The 19,888-nt window shown below is 61.1% G+C and carries 19 protein-coding genes; 6 read left to right on the top strand and 13 right to left on the bottom strand.

Annotated features, from left to right (window positions below):
- Positions 1 to 8 precede the first annotated feature (8 nt).
- Positions 9 to 581, top strand: a complete 573-nt coding sequence (gene phaR / locus EFD55_RS15645) for a polyhydroxyalkanoate synthesis repressor PhaR (protein WP_125845957.1) — start codon at positions 9 to 11, stop codon at positions 579 to 581.
- Here phaR and EFD55_RS15640 read toward each other — a convergent pair.
- From EFD55_RS15640 to mtgA, 6 genes are all read right to left on the bottom strand, one after another.
- Positions 576 to 983 (bottom strand): hypothetical protein, encoded by a 408-nt coding sequence (locus EFD55_RS15640; RefSeq protein ID WP_125845956.1) that lies wholly within the window; start codon positions 981 to 983, stop codon positions 576 to 578. The genes phaR and EFD55_RS15640 overlap by 6 nt on opposite strands.
- Positions 984 to 1,113: 130 nt before the next feature.
- Positions 1,114 to 1,503, bottom strand: coding sequence for a nuclear transport factor 2 family protein (locus EFD55_RS15635; protein ID WP_245438478.1), 390 nt, complete (start codon positions 1,501 to 1,503; stop codon positions 1,114 to 1,116).
- 105 nt (positions 1,504 to 1,608) lie between these two features.
- Positions 1,609 to 1,794 (bottom strand): 50S ribosomal protein L32, encoded by a 186-nt coding sequence (gene rpmF / locus EFD55_RS15630; RefSeq protein ID WP_003543812.1) that lies wholly within the window; start codon positions 1,792 to 1,794, stop codon positions 1,609 to 1,611.
- A gap of 155 nt (positions 1,795 to 1,949) precedes the next feature.
- Entirely contained in the window at positions 1,950 to 2,597 is a 648-nt protein-coding gene (locus EFD55_RS15625; RefSeq protein WP_125845955.1) for a glutathione S-transferase family protein, read from the bottom strand.
- A 12-nt stretch (positions 2,598 to 2,609) separates the two neighbouring features.
- Entirely contained in the window at positions 2,610 to 3,332 is a 723-nt protein-coding gene (locus EFD55_RS15620; RefSeq protein ID WP_125845954.1) for a DUF1868 domain-containing protein, read from the bottom strand.
- A 95-nt stretch (positions 3,333 to 3,427) separates the two neighbouring features.
- Entirely contained in the window at positions 3,428 to 4,165 is a 738-nt protein-coding gene (mtgA, locus tag EFD55_RS15615) for a monofunctional biosynthetic peptidoglycan transglycosylase (protein ID WP_125845953.1), read from the bottom strand.
- Between the two features lie 135 nt (positions 4,166 to 4,300).
- Between mtgA and EFD55_RS15610 the strand changes: the two genes are divergently transcribed.
- A complete protein-coding gene (locus EFD55_RS15610; protein WP_125845952.1) occupies positions 4,301 to 5,215 on the top strand; it encodes a polyprenyl synthetase family protein in 915 nt (304 codons plus the stop codon).
- Between the two features lie 8 nt (positions 5,216 to 5,223).
- Here EFD55_RS15610 and hisC read toward each other — a convergent pair whose 3' ends face one another.
- The 4 genes from hisC to EFD55_RS15590 all read right to left on the bottom strand — a co-directional run bounded on the left by hisC (position 5,224) and on the right by EFD55_RS15590 (position 9,681).
- Positions 5,224 to 6,285, bottom strand: coding sequence for a histidinol-phosphate transaminase (hisC, locus tag EFD55_RS15605; protein WP_125845951.1), 1,062 nt, complete (start codon positions 6,283 to 6,285; stop codon positions 5,224 to 5,226).
- A gap of 16 nt (positions 6,286 to 6,301) precedes the next feature.
- Complete coding sequence (gene ispG / locus EFD55_RS15600; protein ID WP_125845950.1) at positions 6,302 to 7,552, bottom strand: flavodoxin-dependent (E)-4-hydroxy-3-methylbut-2-enyl-diphosphate synthase; 1,251 nt, start codon at positions 7,550 to 7,552, stop codon at positions 6,302 to 6,304.
- Between the two features lie 96 nt (positions 7,553 to 7,648).
- Positions 7,649 to 8,839: an MFS transporter gene (locus tag EFD55_RS15595; RefSeq protein ID WP_125845949.1), complete on the bottom strand. Its 1,191-nt coding sequence runs from the start codon at positions 8,837 to 8,839 to the stop codon at positions 7,649 to 7,651.
- 65 nt (positions 8,840 to 8,904) lie between these two features.
- A complete protein-coding gene (locus tag EFD55_RS15590) occupies positions 8,905 to 9,681 on the bottom strand; it encodes a DeoR/GlpR family DNA-binding transcription regulator (RefSeq protein ID WP_125845948.1) in 777 nt (258 codons plus the stop codon).
- Between the two features lie 329 nt (positions 9,682 to 10,010).
- Here EFD55_RS15590 and EFD55_RS15585 point away from each other — a divergent pair, with 329 nt between their 5' ends.
- The 3 genes from EFD55_RS15585 to EFD55_RS15575 all read left to right on the top strand — a co-directional run bounded on the left by EFD55_RS15585 (position 10,011) and on the right by EFD55_RS15575 (position 12,422).
- A complete protein-coding gene (locus tag EFD55_RS15585) occupies positions 10,011 to 10,784 on the top strand; it encodes an amino acid ABC transporter substrate-binding protein (RefSeq protein ID WP_125845947.1) in 774 nt (257 codons plus the stop codon).
- Between the two features lie 199 nt (positions 10,785 to 10,983).
- A complete protein-coding gene (locus EFD55_RS15580) occupies positions 10,984 to 11,664 on the top strand; it encodes an amino acid ABC transporter permease (protein ID WP_125845946.1) in 681 nt (226 codons plus the stop codon).
- Entirely contained in the window at positions 11,661 to 12,422 is a 762-nt protein-coding gene (locus EFD55_RS15575) for an amino acid ABC transporter ATP-binding protein (RefSeq protein WP_125845945.1), read from the top strand. Before EFD55_RS15580 ends, EFD55_RS15575 begins: the two co-directional genes overlap by 4 nt.
- Before the next feature lie 71 nt (positions 12,423 to 12,493).
- Here EFD55_RS15575 and EFD55_RS15570 read toward each other — a convergent pair whose 3' ends face one another.
- The 3 genes from EFD55_RS15570 to EFD55_RS15560 all read right to left on the bottom strand — a co-directional run bounded on the left by EFD55_RS15570 (position 12,494) and on the right by EFD55_RS15560 (position 17,705).
- Positions 12,494 to 13,066, bottom strand: a complete 573-nt coding sequence (locus EFD55_RS15570; RefSeq protein ID WP_125845944.1) for an NADPH-dependent FMN reductase — start codon at positions 13,064 to 13,066, stop codon at positions 12,494 to 12,496.
- 258 nt (positions 13,067 to 13,324) lie between these two features.
- Positions 13,325 to 16,789, bottom strand: coding sequence for a pyruvate carboxylase (gene pyc, locus EFD55_RS15565; protein WP_125845943.1), 3,465 nt, complete (start codon positions 16,787 to 16,789; stop codon positions 13,325 to 13,327).
- A gap of 175 nt (positions 16,790 to 16,964) precedes the next feature.
- The gene (locus tag EFD55_RS15560; RefSeq protein ID WP_125845942.1) at positions 16,965 to 17,705 is read right to left on the bottom strand and encodes a helix-turn-helix transcriptional regulator; all 741 of its coding nucleotides are present in this window, start codon (positions 17,703 to 17,705) and stop codon (positions 16,965 to 16,967) included.
- Between the two features lie 304 nt (positions 17,706 to 18,009).
- On the opposite strand from EFD55_RS15560, the gene EFD55_RS15555 reads away from it, so the two are divergent.
- The gene (locus EFD55_RS15555; RefSeq protein WP_125845941.1) at positions 18,010 to 19,773 is read left to right on the top strand and encodes a glucan ABC transporter ATP-binding protein/ permease; all 1,764 of its coding nucleotides are present in this window, start codon (positions 18,010 to 18,012) and stop codon (positions 19,771 to 19,773) included.
- Positions 19,774 to 19,888: the final 115 nt, after the last annotated feature.

The raw sequence follows: 19,888 nt of genomic DNA, 5'->3' as shown, positions 1-19,888 counted from the left end.
AGACTGATATGGCGAAGCATGAGGGTCAGATAGTCATCAAGAAATACGCCAATCGCCGCTTATACAATACAGGCACCAGCACCTATGTGACGCTGGAAGATCTGGCGGAGATGGTGAAGAAGGGCGAGGATTTTATCGTCCAGGATGCAAAAAGCGGAGATGATATCACCCATTCGGTGCTGACCCAGATCATCTTCGAACAGGAATCGAAGACCGGCAACACGCTGCTTCCGATCTCCTTCCTGCGCCAGCTCATCACCTATTACGGCGACCAGATGCAGATGGTCGTGCCGAGCTTTCTCGAACATTCCATGCGCGCCTTCACCGAGCAGCAGGCGCAGATGCGCGAACAGGTGAACCGCGCCTTCGGCGAGACGCCGATCGGCAAGAACCTGCAATTGCCGATGCAGATGGTGGAAGACCAGGTTCGCCGCAACACCGAGCTGTTTCAGCAGGCGATGCAGATGTTCTCGCCCTTCATGACGCCGCCCGCCAAGGAAAGCCGCAAGGCCGAGGCCAAGGATATCGACGAGCTGAAGGAACAGCTGCGCGCCCTCCAGACCAAGCTCGACAACCTATAATCCGATTGAGACATCCCGCCCGGCGCTGCGGATCGAGACGGCGAAACCGCCGATTACATCGATCAGAGCGATCGTCATCAAGATGAAGAATACCTGAGTTGCCGCATCCTGGACGAGCAGAAACTCGACCAGGAAGGCGATGAACACCAGCATCGACAAGATGTGGTTGATCAGATTGCCGGGACCGGTTCTGGTCGCTTTCAGGATTTCAAAAAACAGCACGACGAGTGCAATGACGATGAAGAGATCGCCGAGCGCCATGCTCCAGATCGCGCCGGAGAGCATCGACAATACGATGATGTCATGATGCAACGCAGCAATGCCGCCGTCGCCCATCAGGCCGAGCATCGCCAGGTTGTAAAGAATAAACGGGATAATCATCAGCGGCATGGCGGCTATCATCGGCAAATCTCCTGGCGCGATGAGAATACTGCCGTAAATCGTCGTCCTACTTCAAGCCATTGCAAATATTATATTTGCTGCCTGAACGATATTGGAGGATCTCCGCGCAAGATCGTCCGAACCTGGGTCCTCACGCAATCACGGTGCCCTGGTGAAAAACGATCTTCCAGCCACCGCCGGATTTTCGCCACAGGGTCGTTCTGCGGGTCGTCCGATCCGGTTCCTTGAGTATGTAGTTGATCTGATACAGGTTCTCGGCGAGTTCACTGATGGAAAAATCCTCGCAAGGCCAATCATGCGGTTCCGGCTGCTCGTAGCGCTCCAGAGAATTGGCGATGACGAATTCGCGCGTGTAGATCTTTCCGCTGGCGCCGATTTCCCAAAATTCCTCATCCGTCATCCGCAGCAGATCATCACGGCTTGTCCCGAATTCGCGCCGATGAAAGATCGGCTCTCTTCGACGCAAGTCTTCCAGGATGTTTTCGTATTCAATCGACATCGAAGATCTCTCAGCGCCCATACCGGGCATCAACGGGCGATCTGAGGGTAGGACCCGGCCCAAATGCAAAAGGCCGGCGTGACGCCGGCCTTTAAAACTTTCGATCGGACAAACCGGATCGGAAAATTATGCGCTTTCCTTCGGCGTCAGAACCTGGCGGCCGCGGTACATACCGGTCTTCAGATCGATATGGTGCGGACGGCGCAGTTCGCCGGAGTTCTTGTCTTCGACATAGGTCGGAGCCTTCAGCGCATCAGCCGAACGGCGCATGCCGCGCTTGGACGGGCTCGTTTTTCTCTTCGGTACAGCCATTTTACTTACTCCACTTGCGGGCAAAACATTCCCACGGCCAGACTGGCGGCCGAAACGGACATGTCGCGATTTCGGAATTTGGCGCGCTTATACATGCAAGGGGCGGGCTTGACCAGTCCCCATGCGTATTTTTTGCGAGACCGAAGATTCGAGCCTCAGACCTCGTCCTCCTCGACGATCCAGGGCTCGGCGCGGGCCGCCTCTTCCCATTTCCGCCAGGCCGGATGCGCCTTCATCGTCTCCATGTAGGCCAGCGTATTGTCGCGGCTGACGAGATCATAGATATCGAACCGGTTGACGACGGGCGCAAACATCGCATCCGCGCCACTGAAGCTCCCAAAGAGAAACGGTCCGCCGGATTTCTGCAGGAGGTCGCGCCAGATCGTCTCGATGCGGTCGATATCGGCTTTGACTCCGTCCGGCAATGCGATCCTGCCCTTCGGCCGGCGAATATTCATCGGGCAGGCGTTGCGCAGGGCGCCAAAGCCCGAAAGCATTTCCATCGAAACAGAACGGGCAAGCGCCCGCTCCGCCCGGTCGCTCGGCAGAAGGCCCGCCTGCGGATGGAGCTCGGCGACATATTCGATGATCGCAAGCGATTCCCAGATTTTCAATGCGCCGTGCTGCAGGACCGGCACGCGGCCGGTCGGCGACACGGCCTTGATCTCGGGATTGCCGCCCGGAAAGTCGAAGGGGATCAGGACCTCCTCAAAATCGACGCCGGCGCCGGTCAGCGCCATCCATGGACGGAACGACCAGGAGGAATAGTTCTTGTTGGCGATAAAGAGCGTCGGTTTGTCCATGGGCCTCTTCCGTCAGCTGTCGAAATCGAAGATCAGCAGTTCATGGAAATGGTTCATATCCTCGAACACGCAGAATGCCGGCGGCGCAAGCTCGAAAACCGGAGCCTTGCGGCGAATATCGGCCGTCACCTCGTCGAGCATCGCCTGCCAGCGCGGCAAGGCTTCGTCCTCGAGCGGCTCGATCGCATAAGCGAAAGTGACATGGAACTGGTAATCCGCATGGTTCGGCTGGCGATAGCCGAGAAGATCGGCAAATGCGTCGCGCCATGCGCGCATGACCCTGCGGTCCTTCTCTGTCGCGCCATCGACGAGCAGGCCTGACGGCCGGGCTTCGACGACGGCGATGTTGAAGGGCTCGGCCATCGAGAAACCTTCGAGCCGTGCCGCCATGAGTTCGGTCATGTCGTCGATCGGCGCATCGAGAGGGATGTCTCCCGGCCAGTAATCCTGTTGGCGCCTGGACTCGATGATGCCTTCGAAAAGCGTCATATGAAGACTCGAGATCGGCGTGAAGAGGAATTGCGGAGCCTCGGGCATCGCCAGATATTTCTCCCGTGCCTCGATCAGCGCCATCTGCGTGCGCGAACCCTTCACGGAATGACAGACGATGGTGTTGCCGGCTTCCGGCAGAAAGCCGCCGACCTTGCGATAACGGCTGCCGAGATGGGCGGGCGAGTTCGGATTATGGGTCTTTGAGAAACGGAGAAGTTCGGGCGAAAGCGTCGTGATGGTCATGGCGACTCAGGGGTTCTGGTGGGACTGCACTCGCCCATATGGCAGAACTAAGAATGTCAGATGACGCTTGGCCCTTCCAGCGACAAGTTCTGATCTCACTTATAGATGCATTTGATGTAATCACCCGAACCCTGCGCCCGGCGTTCGATGACAGAGGCGAGTGTCCTGAGCCTCCGGCCGGGCTTGCCGGCATTGCGATCGAAGGGGTTCGGCAGCGAGACAGCGAGCAGGGACGCCTGGCGCCGCGTCAGTTTCGAGGCCGGTACCTTGAAATGATACTGGGCCGCCGCCTCGACGCCATAGATGCCGGGCCCCCATTCCGCGATGTTGAGATAGATTTCCATCAGCCGCCGTTTCGACAGCACGAAGTCCGTGCTGACCGCAAGCGGCAGCTCCAGCGCCTTGCGCACGAAGGAGCGGCTGTTCCAGAGGAAGAGGTTCTTTGCCGTCTGCATCGGAATCGTGCTGCCGCCGCGCGTTGCCTGGCCTTTCAGCGTGTCCTCGACCAGCATGCGCATCTCGGCCCAGTCGACGCCGCCGTGGAAGCAATATTGCCCATCCTCGGACATCATCACCGACTGCACCAGAACCGGGGCGATTTCGTCCAGCGACACCCATCTGCGGTCATAGCCGCGCAGCAGCATGAGATCGCGCAGCATCAACGTCGAGACGGGATGGATGAAGGGCAGCACATAGAAAAAGATCAGCGCATAGGGAAGGATGAGCAGCGCCAGCACGGCAAGAACGATGCGTTTCAATACACGGCGGTCTCCGAGCCATTGCCGACGGGCCGGCGTCTCGACGCTCTCCTCTATCTCCGGCGCTATATCCAATGTCCCCAGCCCGATTTCGCTCCTGTCGTTCTCATAACGCCTGCGCGGCGCTTATGCCAGAGCACATGGGAAATCTTGCGGCAGTCATCGACAATTCCGTTGCAAGCCCCCCGTGCCTCATGCCAAACAGCGCCCATGGACGCGAACCGGGATACTTTCGAAACGAGGCTGAAGAACAACGCCCGCGAAATCGAGGCGCTGCTCGAAGCGTTGCTTTCACCGAGTCCCCTTTCCGATGAAATCGCCAGGCCCGAGGCCCTGCGCAGCGCCATGCATTATGCCGTGCTGAACGGCGGCAAGCGGCTACGCCCGTTCCTCGTCGTCGAAAGTGCGGCCCTTCTCGGCGGCAACGAGCAGGCAGCGCTTCGCGTCGGCGCGGCATTGGAATGTGTCCACTGCTATTCCCTGGTGCATGACGACCTGCCGGCCATGGACGATGATGATCTCCGCCGCGGCAAACCGACGGTGCATATCAAATTCGACGAAGCCACCGCGATCCTCGCAGGCGACAGCCTGCTGACCTATGCCTTCGACATTATCGCCGCACCGGAAACAAGCCTTCCCGACACGGACAAGGCCTCTCTGGTGCTGGCGCTTGCCCGCGCCGCCGGCCTCGGCGGCATGGCGGGCGGCCAGGCGCTCGATCTCGCTGCGGAAAGACAGACCCCCGACGAGGCCGGCATCATCCGCCTCCAGGCGATGAAAACAGGCGCGCTGATCCGCTTTGCCTGCGAGGCCGGCGCCATCATGGCGGGCAGCTCGCCCGAAGATCGCCGCCGCCTGCGGGCCTTCGGCGAAAAGATCGGCCTTGCCTTCCAGCTTGCCGACGACATTCTCGACCTGACCTCGGACGCCGAGACCATGGGCAAGGCCACCGGCAAGGATGCAGCCCGCGGCAAGGGAACGCTCGTGGCGCTCCATGGCATGGAATGGGCCGAGACCCAGCTCCGCCGGCATGTCGAAGATGCCGAAGCGCTGCTTGCCCCCTACGGCGCCCGCGCCTCGACCCTGACCGCCGCGGCGCTTTTCATCGCCGACCGGAAGAGCTGAGCCGACAATCAGGCTGCCAGTATTTCCTTGAGAGCGGAAATCAGGCGGGCACATTCCTCGTCCGTGCCGATGCTGATGCGCAGGAAGTCCGAAATACGCGGCTTGGCGAAATGCCGGATGAGAACGCCACGCTCCCGCAGAGCGGCTTGAAGCGCAGCACCCGACCGGCTTTCGTGCCTTGCGAAAACGAAATTCGCCTGGGACGGCAGCACTTCGAAATCCAGCGCTTCGAGTTCCCGAACGAGACGGTCCCGGCTGGCAATGAGCTTCTTCCGGCATGTCTCGAACCACGCCTCGTCCTTGATCGCGGCGGTCGCGGCGACCTGCGCCAGGCGATCGAGCGGATAGGAATTGAAGCTGTCCTTGACGCGCACCAGCGCCTCGATCAGGTCTCGCTGTCCCAGTGCAAAGCCGACGCGCAGCCCTGCGAAGGAGCGGGATTTCGACAAGGTCTGAATAACCAGCAGATTGGGATATTGGGAAATGAGCGGCACGGCGCTTTCACCGCCGAAATCGACATAGGCCTCGTCTACCACGACGACGGCATCCGGATGGGCGGCAAGAAGCGCCTCGATTCCGGCCAGCGGCAGACCTATGCCGGTCGGCGCATTCGGATTGGGGATGATTATCGACCCGCATGGCCTGTCATAATCGGCGAGCCGGATCTGGAACGCATCATCGACCGGGATCTCGATCGCTTCGATACCGTATAGCAGGCTATAGGTCGGATAGAAGCTGTAGGTCACGTCGGGATAGAGAAGCGGAAGATCGTGTTTCAGCAGCGCCTGGAACGTGTGAGCGAGAACCTCGTCGGAGCCGTTGCCAACGAAGACTTCTTCCGCCGCCACGCCGAAACGGGCTGCTATCGTCTCGCGCAGTTCGGTGGCGGCAGGGTCGGGATAGAGCCGCAGACGATCGTCCGCAGCTTGCCTGATCGCCTCGAGCGCCCTCAGGGACGGCCCGTAAGGATTCTCATTGGTATTGAGCTTGACCAGGCCCGGGATGCGCGGCTGCTCACCCGCGACATAGGGCTGAAGCTTGCTGACGATATCAGACCAATACCGGCTCATCCGAAATCGCGGGCTCTCATTCCGCAGCCGTCTTCTGGCCGAAGCGCTTCTCGATATAGTCAACGACAAGTGCCTCGAAATCGGAGGCGATATTGGGACCGCGCAGCGTCAGCGCTTTCTTGCCGTCGATGAAAACCGGGGCGGCCGGCGTCTCGCCGGTGCCGGGAAGCGAAATGCCGATATCGGCATGTTTGCTCTCGCCCGGCCCGTTGACGATGCAGCCCATGACGGCGACGTTCAGCGCCTCGACGCCGGGATATTTCTCGCGCCAGACCGGCATATTCTTGCGGATGTCGTTCTGAATGTTCTGCGCCAGTTCCTGGAACACGGTCGAGGTCGTGCGTCCGCAGCCGGGACAGGCGGCAACGACCGGCACGAACTGGCGGAAGCCCATGACCTGCAGGATTTCCTGCGCCACCTGGACTTCGCGCGTGCGGTCGCCGTTCGGCTCGGGCGTCAGCGACACGCGGATCGTGTCGCCGATGCCGTGCTGCAGCACGAAGCCCATCGCCGCCGACGAAGCGACGATGCCCTTGGTGCCCATGCCGGCCTCGGTCAGGCCGAGATGCAGCGCGTGATTGGAGCGATCGGCGAGCATGGAATTGACGGCGATCAGGTCCTGCACTTGGCTGACCTTGGCCGACAGGATGATGCGGTTGCGTGGCAGGCCGATCTCCTCGGCAAGGGCTGCCGAAAGCAGCGCCGACTGCACGATCGCCTCGCGCGTCACCTGCCGGGCCGAAAGCGGCGAACCAGCTTCGGCATTCTGGTCCATCAGCGCCGTCAGCAGATCCTGATCGAGCGAGCCCCAGTTGACGCCGATGCGCACCGGCTTGTCGTAGCGGATCGCCATCTCGATGATCTCGGCGAACTGCTTGTCCTTCTTGTCCTTGAAGCCGACATTGCCGGGATTGATGCGGTATTTCGCCAACGCCTCGGCGCAGGCCGGATGATCGGCGAGCAATTTGTGGCCGATATAGTGGAAGTCGCCGATCAGCGGCACGTCCATGCCGAGCCGCAGCAGCCGCTCGCGGATCTTCGGCACGGCGGCGGCACTTTCGTCGCGGTCGACAGTGATACGCACCAGTTCGGAACCCGCCCGATGGAGGGCCGCGACCTGCGCGACCGTCGAATCGATATCGGCCGTATCGGTATTCGTCATGGACTGCACGACGATCGGCGCACCGCCGCCGACGATAACGCCGCCGACATCGACGGCAACGGAAGCACGGCGCGGTTTCGGATCAAAATCGGCGGCTGAAGACATGAAAAGCTCTTGCACCCCTTAAAACAGTGTCTTTCAGGTGGATCATGACCGCTTTCTTGTCAACCGCCCCCGATATCACTTTTACTTGGAGGAGGCTCAGTGACCTCCGCCGGAAACGCCGTCTGCGTAGCGGGCAAGCCTGGAGAACAACAGAACGACCAGAAGCAGCACCGGCAGCGCCATGAAAACGACGGCAAAACCGACATGTTCAGCCACGAAGCCGATCACGGACGGCGCAACCAGCATGCCGGAATAGCCCATGGTCGTCACGACCGAGATGCCGATGCCGGGCTTAAGGCCAGGAATATTGCCCGCCGCCGAGAAGGCGATCGGCACCATGTTGGAAATGCCGATGCCGCAAAGCGCAAAGCCCAGTATGGCGATCTCCGGATCCGGCGCAAGGCTGGCAAGCAGCATGCCGACGATGGCAAACAGTGTGCAGATGCGCAGCGTCTTGACGCCGCCGAGACGATCGCGCACCAGGTCGCCGGCAAAGCGCATGATCGCCATGGTCGCCGAAAAGGCCGCGAAACCGAGACCGGAAAGCGCTACCGACGCATCCATTTCCTGCCGAAGATAAAGCGCGCCCCAATCCAGCACAGCGCCTTCCGGCACCATTGAGAACAGCGCCATCAATCCAAGCAGGTATGGCAGCGCCACCATCGGCAGCCTTGTCTTTTCCTTCTTGGTGTCGGGATGCGGGGGATCGGCAAGGATCATCGGCCAGGCAACGGCGAGGAAGATCGCCGCCAGCAACGTCGCCAGTTGCGCATGGCCGAGAATGCCGAGCTTGGAAATTACAATACCACCGAGACCTGAGCCGATCAGTCCGCCGAGGCTCCAGAAAGCGTGGCATGACGACATGATGGCGCGGCGCATGGATTTCTCGACCGACACCGCATTGGCATTCATCGCCACATCCATTGCGCCGATAAAGCCGCCGAACAGGAAGAGCGAGATTGCCCCGGTGATCACATTCGGCGCCAGCGTCAATGCCAGCAGCAGCGGCAGCACGCCGATAGCCAGGATCTGAACGACGATACGCGAGCCATGTTTGGCGATCTGCGCGCCGGCGATTGGCATCATGACCAGCGAGCCGACGCCGAAGACGAGGATCATCAGCCCAAGCTCGAACTTGCTCAGTGCCAGCCGCTCGGCAAAGTCCGGGATCTTCGGCGCCCAGCAGCCGACGACGAAGCCGTTCATGAGAAAGAGCAGGGAAACCGCCGCTCTGCTTTTGGTAACGAAGCCGCTCCGGACCCCAGGCGCACTGACATGACTATCCATTTTCCGGTCTTTCCTCATTGCCGGGCTCGCAAGCGCCCGATTTCCTTAAACTCTGTGACGGCGGCTCAGTTCGTTTTCTCGGCGATGACAGTCCTGCATCCGCGCTCGCGATAGCCGGCGAGAATAGCGGGATCGGCATCGTGCTCGACGACGAGGCATTCGCAATGCGCAACCGGCAGCACGCTGTGGGGCGCGGCGGTGCCGAATTTTTCCGAGGTTACAGCCGCCAGAACTCGCTTGCTCCGCGACGCGGCAAACCGCTTGAACTCCGCATCTTCGAAGCCGAAGGTCGTAATACCGGCCTCGAGATCGATTCCGCAGGCGCCGAGAATGCAGAGATCGGGCGAAATCTGCTCCATGTCCCGCAAGGCCTTGGCGCCGAGCGCGCCGCCCGTCTGCCGGTCCACCATGCCGCCGATCAGGATGACGTTGACGGCAGGCTTGTCGATAAGCACCGCGGCGATCGCCGGCGCGTTGGTCGCGGCCGTCAGCTCGAGTTCGGCCGGCAAGGCGTTTGCAATCGCCAGATTGGTGCTGCCGGCATCGAAGAACACGCACGAACCGGCGGCGATCTGCTTTGCCGCAGCCCGCGCCAGCGCCTGCTTGCGGTCGGCGGCAAAGCTCACACGCTGCGTCAGGCTCCCATGCGCCGGGGAAACCGGCAGCGCGCCGCCATAGACCCGCTCGCAGAGCCCCGCCGCCGCCATTTCGCGCAGGTCGCGCCGCACCGTATCCTCGGAGACGCCAAATTCGAGCGCAAGTTCCGCCGCCAGCACGCGGCCGTTCAGCCGCAGCCGCTCGGAAATGACGCCTTGACGCTCTCGCAACAGAAAATCCTGCATGTTCCTACCGGGTCAACACCAGAAATACCGAAAACGTGCATAAACGCTTACGACCGTGCAGGCAACATGCACGATCACACGTTTTCTGACGCGATGAAACAAAGCTCCACCAGGAAAGCCCGGTCGCTATTGATCCGCATGCCGAGCGGAAGACCGCACCGCAGCGTCGCTGTCTGACGCGTTTTCCAGCAAATTCACGGCTCAGGGACCTGCTTGAGAAAAATATTTGCAGTTGCTGCTTTTATTCGCAGTTTTCTACGCTTCCCGCGCCCTAGTTTTCTGCAAAGTATCCCTCATCCGATCACAACCTCCCAAGGATGGATAGAACAATGAACTGGTTGAAAACCGTCGCCGCTGCCGCCCTCATTCACGCCGCAGCCCTCCTGCCTGCCCATGCCGGCGAAAACCTCGCCGCCGTCAAATCGGCCGGCGTCTTCAAGATCGGCACCGAAGGTACCTATGCGCCCTTCACCTATCATGACGAAAGCGGCAAGCTCGTCGGCTTCGACGTCGAGATCGGCGAAGCGATCGCCAAAAAGCTCGGCGTCAAGGCCGAGTTCGTCGAAGGCAAATGGGATGGCCTGATCGCCGGCCTCGACGCCAAGCGCTACGACACCGTCATCAACCAGGTCGGCATCACCGAGGCCCGCAAGCAGAAATATGATTTCTCCGAGCCCTACATCGCATCCAAGGCCGTGCTGATCGTCCGCGAAGGCGACGAGGGCATCAAGACCTTCGCCGATCTGAAGGGCAAGAAGGCCGCCCAGTCGCTCACCAGCAACTTCGGCAAGCTTGCGGAACAGTCCGGCGCCGAACTCGTCGGCACCGACGGATTCGACCAGTCGATCCAGCTCGTGCTGACCAAGCGCGCCGACGCCACGATCAACGACAGCCTCTCCTTCCTCGATTTCAAGAAGCACAAGCCGGACGCGCCGGTGAAAATCGCCGCCAAGCAGGAAAATGCCGATTACTCCGGCATCATCATCCGCAAGAACGAGCCAGAACTGCTGGAGGCGATCAACAAGGCGCTTGCCGACATCAAGGCCGACGGCACCTACAAGAAGATCGCCGACAAGTATTTCGGCCAGGACGTTTCGAAGTAAGGTCCATTTAAAAAGTCCCCTCCCCACAAGGGGAGGGGCTTTGGCGGCACACCGCCTCATCTCAAAACAAACGTCTCGACTTGCGGCTCGGTCGCTATTTCGTGCGGGGAGCGGGAGCTAGATTAAGTCCCTCCCCCTTGTGGGGAGGGGTTGGGGAGGGGTATTCCGAGATATCACCCAACCGAGAGGGAACATCCCCTTGCCGCACTGGCTCCAACTGATGGCGGAATCGCTACCCTCGCTCCTCTGGGCGGGGTTGATCTTCACCATCCCGCTGACGCTGCTTTCCTTTGCTTTCGGCCTGATCCTCGGCCTGATCACCGCGATTGCCCGCCTTTTCGGCCCGGCCCCGGTCACAGCCATCGCCCGCTTCTACGTCTGGGTCATCCGCGGCACGCCGCTGCTCGTCCAGCTTTTCGTGATCTTCTACGGCCTGCCGAGCATCGGCATCCTGCTCGACGCCTTTCCGGCCGCCTTGATCGGCTTTACCTTGAATATCGGCGCCTACAGCTCCGAGATCATCCGCGCCGTTATCTCCTCGGTGCCCAAAGGCCAATGGGAGGCCGCCTATTCGATCGGCATGAGCTGGCGCCAAGCGATGAGCCGCACCATCATGCCGCAGGCCGCCCGCGTCGCCGTGCCGCCGCTGTCGAACACCTTCATCTCGCTTGTGAAAGATACGTCGCTTGCCGCTGCCATCACGGTGCCGGAACTCTTCCAGGCGGCTCAGCGCATCGTCGCCACCACCTATGAACCGCTGATCCTTTATATCGAGGCGGCGCTGGTCTATCTCGTCCTGAGTTCCGTCCTCTCGCAGCTGCAGGTGCGGCTCGAGCGCCGCTTCGCGCGTTATGGCGGCATGCTGGAGGCAAATGCATGATCGAGCTTTCCAACATCGAAAAGCGCTTCGGCGACGCCGTCATTCTGAAGGACATCAGCATCCGCATTCCCGAGGGCAGTGTTACCGCGCTGGTCGGGCCGTCCGGCGGCGGCAAGAGCACGCTGCTGCGCTGCATCAACCTGCTCGAAATCCCGACATCAGGCGCCATCCGCCTCGGGGAGGAGACGCTCTCCTTCGCGCCCGGCAAACGAACGAGCTGGCAGGCGATCCAGAAAATCCGCCGGCAAACCGGCATGGTCTTCCAGAATTTCCAGCTCTTCCCGCACCAGACGGCGATCGAGAACGTCATGGAAGGGCTGGTGACGGTCTTGAAGTGGCCGAGGGAAAAGGCGCGTGAGCGCGCCAATGAGCTGCTGACCAAGGTCGGGATGGCGCACAAGACCGATGCCTGGCCCTCGACGCTTTCGGGGGGCCAGCAGCAGCGTGTGGCGATCGCCCGGGCGCTTGCGCCTTCACCGCGCGTCCTTCTCTGCGACGAACCGACCTCGGCGCTCGATCCGGAGCTTTCGGCCGAGGTGGTCGATGTGCTGGGCCAGCTTGCCCGCGAGGGCACGACGATGGTCATGGCGACCCACGATCTCCGGCTTGCCTCCAAGATCGCCAATGACGTCGTCTTCCTGGAAGCCGGCAATGTGGTGGAAACAGGCAGCGCCAAGGCGATCTTCAGCGCGCCGGAGCGCGAACGCACCAAGCGCTTCATCTCGACGATCAACGCCGCACATACCTACGATATCTGAATTGTCTCACGTGAATCGTGATTTACGTGAGACGGTTTTAGGCGTTCTTCTGGACGGTTCTGCGGCCTGCCTCAGGCCGAGGTGATGACCGAGCGCGCTGCCTTCAGCGCATTGCCCCACCAGATGAGCTGGTCGAGCTGGTTCTTGGCCGCCTCGTTGAGATGCGGATAATCGCCGAGGCTCTTGCCTTCCTTCAGCACGCTCAGATATTCGCTGAAGGCGATGTGCACGCCCGTTTTCACCGAGGCGGCGCCCATTTCGACAAAGATCAGCCTCAAATGCTCGACCGCACGCGCGCCGCCAACGCCTCCGTAGCCGACGAAGGCGACCGGCTTTTGAATGAATTCACCGAGATCGATGGCATTCTTCAGGACGCCGGTCGGCGCATGATTATATTCGGCCGCGGTGAAGATATAGCCGTCGAATTCACGCAGCTTCTTCTTCCAGCGCTCAGCGGTCTCGTTTTCGGCTTCGGTTGCACGCGCCTCGCCGAAGAACGGCAGCGGATAATCACGAAGATCCAGCACCTCGATGGCAAGCTCCGAACGCGCTCCGGCGGTTTCGGCAATCCATTGAGCGGGGTGATCGGCAAAGCGGCCGATACGCGTGCTTCCGACGATGACGGCGATTTTCAACTGGCTCATGGGGTTCTTTCCTGTTGAATGGCGGGGTCGCTGGAGCACCGCGCCCGATAAGACGCATCAGCAGCGCTCCGTGAAATGGCGCGTAATCCTCTCAGGCTATGCGCCGAGTTGTTTCTAGGAAACAAGCGCCATGCAGGGCAAGTCGCAGACACCGGAAAACGTTTAAAAGTCTCGCATTCCGATTGGCGGTTGCACACAAACGAGTGATCGAGGAGGAATGGCCGGAGCGACCTTTGATCGCCCCGGCAGCCGAATTGCTTACCCGCCGTAGACGACGAGCAGGTCCTTGGCGTCGATCTGGTCGCCGGTGCGCACCAGCACCTCGGAGATCGTGCCGTCCTTTTCCGCATGGATCGCGGTTTCCATCTTCATCGCCTCGATGGAGACGAGCACGTCGCCGGCATTGACCACTTGGCCGGACGAGACGAAGACACGGCTGATGACGCCCGGCATCGGCGCGCCGACATGGGCGGCATTGCCGACTTCGGCCTTGCGGCGGACGGCAGCACCCGTCGCCCCATGGGCGCGGTCCGGCACCTTGATGCGGCGCGGCTGGCCGTTGAGTTCGAAGAAGATAGTCACCATGCCCTGGCTGTCGGTCGCGCTCATTGCCTGGTTGACGATGACGAGCGTCTTGCCCTTTTCGATATCGGCAAACAGTTCCTCGCCGTCCTTCAGCCCGTAGAAATAAGCGGGCGTCGGAAGCACAGAGACCGGACCGTACGTATCGGAGGCAAGCGCAAAGTCGGTGAAGACCTTCGGATACATCAGGTAGGAGGCGAACTCGAAGTCACTCACCCCGCGCTCCAGCTTCGTCTCGATAGCCTTGCGCTCGGCATCGAGATCGGCCTCCTTCAGCAGCGAGCCGGGACGCACGGTATAGGGCGTCTCGCCCTTCAGCGCTTTCTTCTGCAGCGCTTCCGGCCATCCGGACGGCGGCTGGCCGAGATCGCCCTTTAGCATCGAAACCACCGATTCCGGGAAGGAGACTTCCCTGTCGGGGCTGACGACATCGGCGACCGTCAGGTCCTGGCTGACCATCATCAGCGCCATGTCGCCGACAACCTTGGAGGACGGCGTCACCTTGACGATATCGCCGAACATCTGGTTGGCGTCGGCATAGGCCTGCGCCACCCGATGCCAGCGGGTCTCCAGGCCGAGCGAACGGGCCTGTTCCTTGAGGTTGGTGAACTGGCCGCCCGGCATTTCGTGGAGATAGACCTCCGATGCCGGACCCTTGAGGTCGCTTTCGAAGGCGGCATACTGGTTGCGCACCGCTTCCCAGTAGAAGGAGATACGGCGGATCCATTCCGGATCGAGGCCCGGATCGCGCTCGGAGCCGGCGAGCGCCTCGACGATCGAGCCGAGACAGGGCTGCGACGTGTTGCCGGAGAGCGCATCCATCGCCGCATCGACGGCGTCGACACCGGCTTCGACCGCGGCAAGAACGGTCGCCGCCGCAATGCCCGACGTATCATGCGTGTGGAAGTGGATCGGCAGGCCGGTCGCTTCGCGCAGCGCCTTGAACAGAACCTTCGCCGCTGCCGGCTTCAGGAGGCCCGCCATGTCCTTGAGCGCGATGATATGCGCTCCTGCCTTCTCCAGCTCGACGGCAAGGTCGGTGTAGTATTTCAGGTCGTATTTCGGCCGCGCCGAGTTCAGGATATCGCCGGTATAGCAAATCGCCGCTTCGCAGAGCTTGTTCTCCTCGGCAATCGCATCCATCGACACCCGCATGTTCTCGACCCAGTTCAGGCAGTCGAAGACGCGGAAGAGATCGATGCCGCCCCTCGCCGCCTGGCGGACGAAGTATTTGACGACATTGTCGGGATAGTTGGTGTAGCCCACCCCATTGGCGCCGCGCAGCAGCATCTGCAGCAGAAGGTTCGGCGCGCCCTCGCGGATCAGCGCCAGGCGCTCCCACGGATCTTCCGTGAGGAAGCGCATGGACACGTCGAATGTCGCGCCGCCCCAGCATTCGAGCGACAGGAGGTTCGGCAGCGCATGCGCGTAAGTGCCGGCGATGCGGGCGATGTCGTAGGTGCGCATGCGGGTGGCGAGCAGCGACTGGTGGCCATCGCGCATCGTCGTGTCGGTCAGGAGCACGCGCTTCTCGTTGCGCATCCATTCGCCGAATTTCTTCGGACCGAGCGTGTCGAGAAGCTGCTTCGTGCCGTCCTTAACGGTATTGCCGTTGGCATAGGGAACAACCGGCTGGGCGGCGTTATCCAGCGGCCTCGGCCGGTCCTTGGCTTCGGGATGGCCGTTGACGGTGACGTCGGCGAGATAGGTGAGCAGCTTGGTGGCTCGGTCCTGTCGCTTGACCTGCTGGAAGAGCTCCGGCGTCGTGTCGATGAAGCGGGTCGTGTAGCTGTTGTCGCGGAACTTCGCATGGCCGATGATCGCTTCAAGGAAGGTCAGGTTGGTGGCCACACCGCGAATACGGAATTCGCGCAGTGCCCGGTCCATGCGGGCGATCGCTTCGGACGGATTGGGCGCCCAGGCCGTCACCTTGACGAGCAGCGGATCGTAGAAACGGGTGATGATGGCGCCGGAATAGGAGGTGCCGCCATCGAGGCGGATGCCGAAACCGGATGCCGAGCGATAGGCGGTGATGCGGCCGTAATCCGGAATGAAGTTGTGCTCCGGATCCTCGGTGGTGATGCGGCACTGCAGCGCATGGCCATTGAGGCGGATGTCCTTCTGCTTCGGGACGCCTGATTCCGGCGTGCCGATGGCGTAGCCGTCGAGAATGTGGATCTGCGCCTTGACGATGTCGATGCCGGTGACGACTTCGGTCACGGTATGCTCGACCTGGATGCGCGGATTGACCTCGATGAAATAGAATTTGCCGGTATCGGCATCCATCAGATATTCGACGGTACCGGCACCGATATAATTGGTCGCTGCCGCGATTTTCAGCGAATAGGCGGCGAGCTCCTGGCGCTGCGCTTCCGAGAGATAGGGTGCCGGTGCGCGCTCGACGACCTTCTGGTTGCGGCGCTGGATGGAGCAGTCGCGCTCGAAGAGATGCACGACATTGCCGTGGGTGTCGCCGAGGATCTGGCTTTCGACATGGCGGGCGCGCTCGACGAGCTTTTCGAGATAGACCTCGTCCTTGCCGAAGGCGGCCATCGCTTCGCGCTTGGCCTCGGTCACCTCGCGGGCGAGATCCTTCGGATCGCGGATTGCGCGCATGCCGCGCCCGCCGCCGCCCCAGGAGGCCTTCAGCATGACGGGATAACCGATCTCTTCCGCCATCTTCGCCACTTCGGCCATATCGTCCGGCAGCGGCTCCGTCGCGGGCACAACGGGCACGCCGACCGAGATCGCCAGGTTGCGCGCGGCAACCTTGTTGCCGAGCTGGCGCATCGTATCGCCCTTCGGGCCGATGAAGATGATGCCGGCCTCGTTGCAGGCATCGACGAATTCAGGGCTTTCCGACAGCAGGCCGTAGCCCGGATGGATGGCATCGGCGCCGGAGAGCTTGGCGACGCGGATGACCTCGTCGATCGACAGATAGCTTTCGATCGGCCCGAGGTCGCGCGCAAGATGCGGGCCGCGGCCGACCTGATAGCTCTCGTCGGCCTTGAAGCGGTGGAGCGCCAGCTTGTCTTCCTCCGCCCAGATCGCCACCGTTTTTATTCCAAGCTCGTTGGCCGCGCGGAACACGCGAATGGCTATTTCGGAGCGGTTGGCAACGAGTATCTTGGATATGGGCAAAACGGTCTCCTCCGTCGTTCAGACACGGGCATGCTGCACCCGCGAAGAAAATTCTTAACTTCTTGTCACGAGAAGTTCAATTTCTCTTGCGACTGCGAAATGCACTTTCTCGCCATGCCAAAACATGCCGGCAGGAAGTCTGCCGCGGCCTTGACGGTGAGAATGAAAAAGAAACCTAGCTTATCAGGCCGTGGCGAAAGGCGAGCGCCACCGCCTGCTGCCTGTTCTTCGCCTTCAGCTTATCCTGCAGGCCGTTCATGTACCAGTCGACGGTGTGGTTCGAGATCTTCAGCATCTTGCTGATCTCCATCGAGGTCATGCCTTCGGCGAGATGACGCAGGATTTCCATCTCGCGCCGCGTCAGCGGCGTTTCGGCCGGCACCACGGTTTCCAGCGCCTGCGCCTCGCCTTTCAAATCAAGCAGCCGCCAGAAGGCCTTGCGCGCCACCGCCTCGAACAGCGCGATCTCCACCGGCGAGAGTTCGATCGGCTTGCCGCTGATGCTGAGGCCGCCGAGAATGCCGCTGCGTCCATGGATCGGAAAAATATAGCCGTCCTCCAGCCCGTGGCCGAAGGCATCGACCATCATCTGCTCCATACGCCGCCCATGCGCATCCCTGCGGAACGCCGCCATGCTCTCCCGCCAGCGGAACGGCCGCTGCGCATGGGCGAGATAACGTACGATCGGATCGACCAGGAGATATTTTTTTGCGGCATATATCTGCTGCCATTGTTCCGGCCAACGGCCGGCCAGCGTGCCGGCCCAGGGTTCCGGATTCTGCTGCGAATGGCGCGACAGGCTGTAATATTCGAAGCCGCATCCCCGGATCACCTGTTCCAGCTCGCCGACGAGGGCCTCGGGTTTCGAGCACTCCTCCAGAATTACAAGCAATTGAATTAACGAATTAATATTCACAAATATTGCCCCTTGCGAGGCCGTCGGCGGCTTTTCAGATTGGTCGCGAAACGGTCTTCTCAATAAAATGCAGTCTCTAATTTAATGCTGAGCTAAACATTGAATAAAATGCAAGTGCAAATTGTCGCGACATATACCTAAGCGGCAATTTTCGCGCCATTGTCATCTCGTCGCACCCTGCGATAGTACGTTCGTGTTAATCATCACGCCGGCTGAACCCTGAATGCTCCGTTAATCGCCGGTTCAGGTAACCTTTTGTAGCATCGCATCCTCCCGTTTTTCGCAGATGCACAAGAGGTTAGACGTGTCGCTTTTCAAGGTCTATGCAAGGGCTCTGCGCTATCTTGGCGCCTATAAGCTCCGCGTATCCCTGGTGGTTCTCGCAAATATTGTCTTGGCGACCATCACCATCGCGGAACCAATCCTGTTCGGTCGCATCATCGATGCGATCTCGGGCAAGGGTGAGGTCAAGCCCATCCTTTTCATGTGGGCAACCTTTGCCGTGTTTAATACCATCGCCTTCGTCCTTGTGGCCCGCGAGGCCGACAGGCTGGCCCATGGACGACGCGCGACGCTACTGACGGAAGCCTTCAGCCGCATCATTTCGATGCCGCTTGGCTGGCACCATCAGCGTGGAACGTCGAACGCGCTGCATACGCTGCTGCGCGCCTGCGAGACCTTGTTCGGCCTCTGGCTCGAATTCATGCGCAACCACCTGTCGACGGTCATCGCGCTTACCCTTCTGGTGCCGACCGCCATGTCGATGGACCTGCGCCTTTCGGCCGTGCTGATCGTGCTCGGCATCGCCTACTGGCTGATCGGCCGCGTCGTCATGAGCCGGACCAAGGATGGTCAGGCCTCGGTCGAAAATCATTATCATACCGTCTTCTCGCATGTCAGCGACTCGATCAGTAACGTTTCGGTCCTGCACAGCTACAACCGCATCGAGGCTGAAACCAAGGCGCTGAAATCCTTCGCCGACCGCCTGCTCGAAGCGCAGTATCCGGTGCTCGACTGGTGGGCAATCGCCAGCGCGCTGAACCGCATGGCCTCCACCATCGCGATGATGGTGGTCCTGATCATCGGCACGATGCTCGTTCAGTCCGGCCAGATTCGCGTCGGCGACGTCATCGCCTTCATCGGCTTCGCCAACCTGCTGATCGGCCGCCTCGACCTGATGCGCCAGTTCGCGACGCAGATTTTCGAAGCCCGCTCCAAGCTCGAGGACTTCTACAAGCTGGAAGACTCGGTGCGTGAACGCGAAGAGCCTGCCGGCAACGGCGAGATCAAGGACGTCAAGGGTGCGATCGAGTTCCGCGACGTTTCTTTCGGCTTCGGCAACAGCTCGCAGGGCCTGCACAACGTCTCCTTCTCGGTGAAGGCAGGCCAGACGGTTGCGATCGTCGGCCCGACCGGCGCCGGCAAGACGACGCTCGTCAACCTGCTGCAGCGCGTCTACGATGCCCAGGGCGGCCAGATCCTCGTCGACGGCACCGACATCACCAAGGTGACCCGCAAGTCGCTGCGCCGCCACATCGCCACCGTCTTCCAGGATGCAGGTCTGCTGAACCGTTCGATCAGCGACAACATCCGCCTCGGCCGTGAGGGCGCGAGCGAAGAGGAGATGCGCCGTGCGGCCGAAGCCGCCGCCGCCGCCGACTTCATCGAGACCCGTGAGGATCGCTATGAGACGCATGTCGGCGAGCGCGGCAACAAGCTCTCCGGCGGCGAGCGCCAGCGCATCGCGATCGCCCGCGCCATCCTCAAGGACGCGCCGATCCTGGTGCTCGACGAGGCAACCTCGGCGCTCGACGTCGAGACCGAAGCCCGCGTCAAGGCCGCGATCGACAATCTGCGCCAGAACCGTACCACCTTCATCATCGCCCACCGTCTGTCGACGGTCCGCGAAGCCGATATGGTGCTCTTCCTGGATGACGGCCGTGTCGTCGAGCAGGGCAGCTTCGACGAGCTCAGCCACAGCAACGGCCGCTTCGCCGCCCTGCTGCGCGCCAGCGGTATCCTGACGGACGAAGAGGTCCGCAAGGCCCACACCACCGAAGCCGCCTGATCGGTACAGGTTTCAGACGAAGGCCGGAAGGATCGCTCCTTCCGGCCTTTTTGTTTGGTTTCGGGGTCGTGCCGTGAGGCTACCTTTCTGCGCTGCCGGACCTTTCCCTCAAGAC

This window comes from Rhizobium pisi (genome assembly GCF_003938655.1).
Lineage (GTDB): Bacteria > Pseudomonadota > Alphaproteobacteria > Rhizobiales > Rhizobiaceae > Rhizobium > Rhizobium pisi.
The sequence above is the reverse complement of the archived record's forward strand: the minus strand, read 5'-3'. Positions and strand labels throughout refer to the sequence as shown.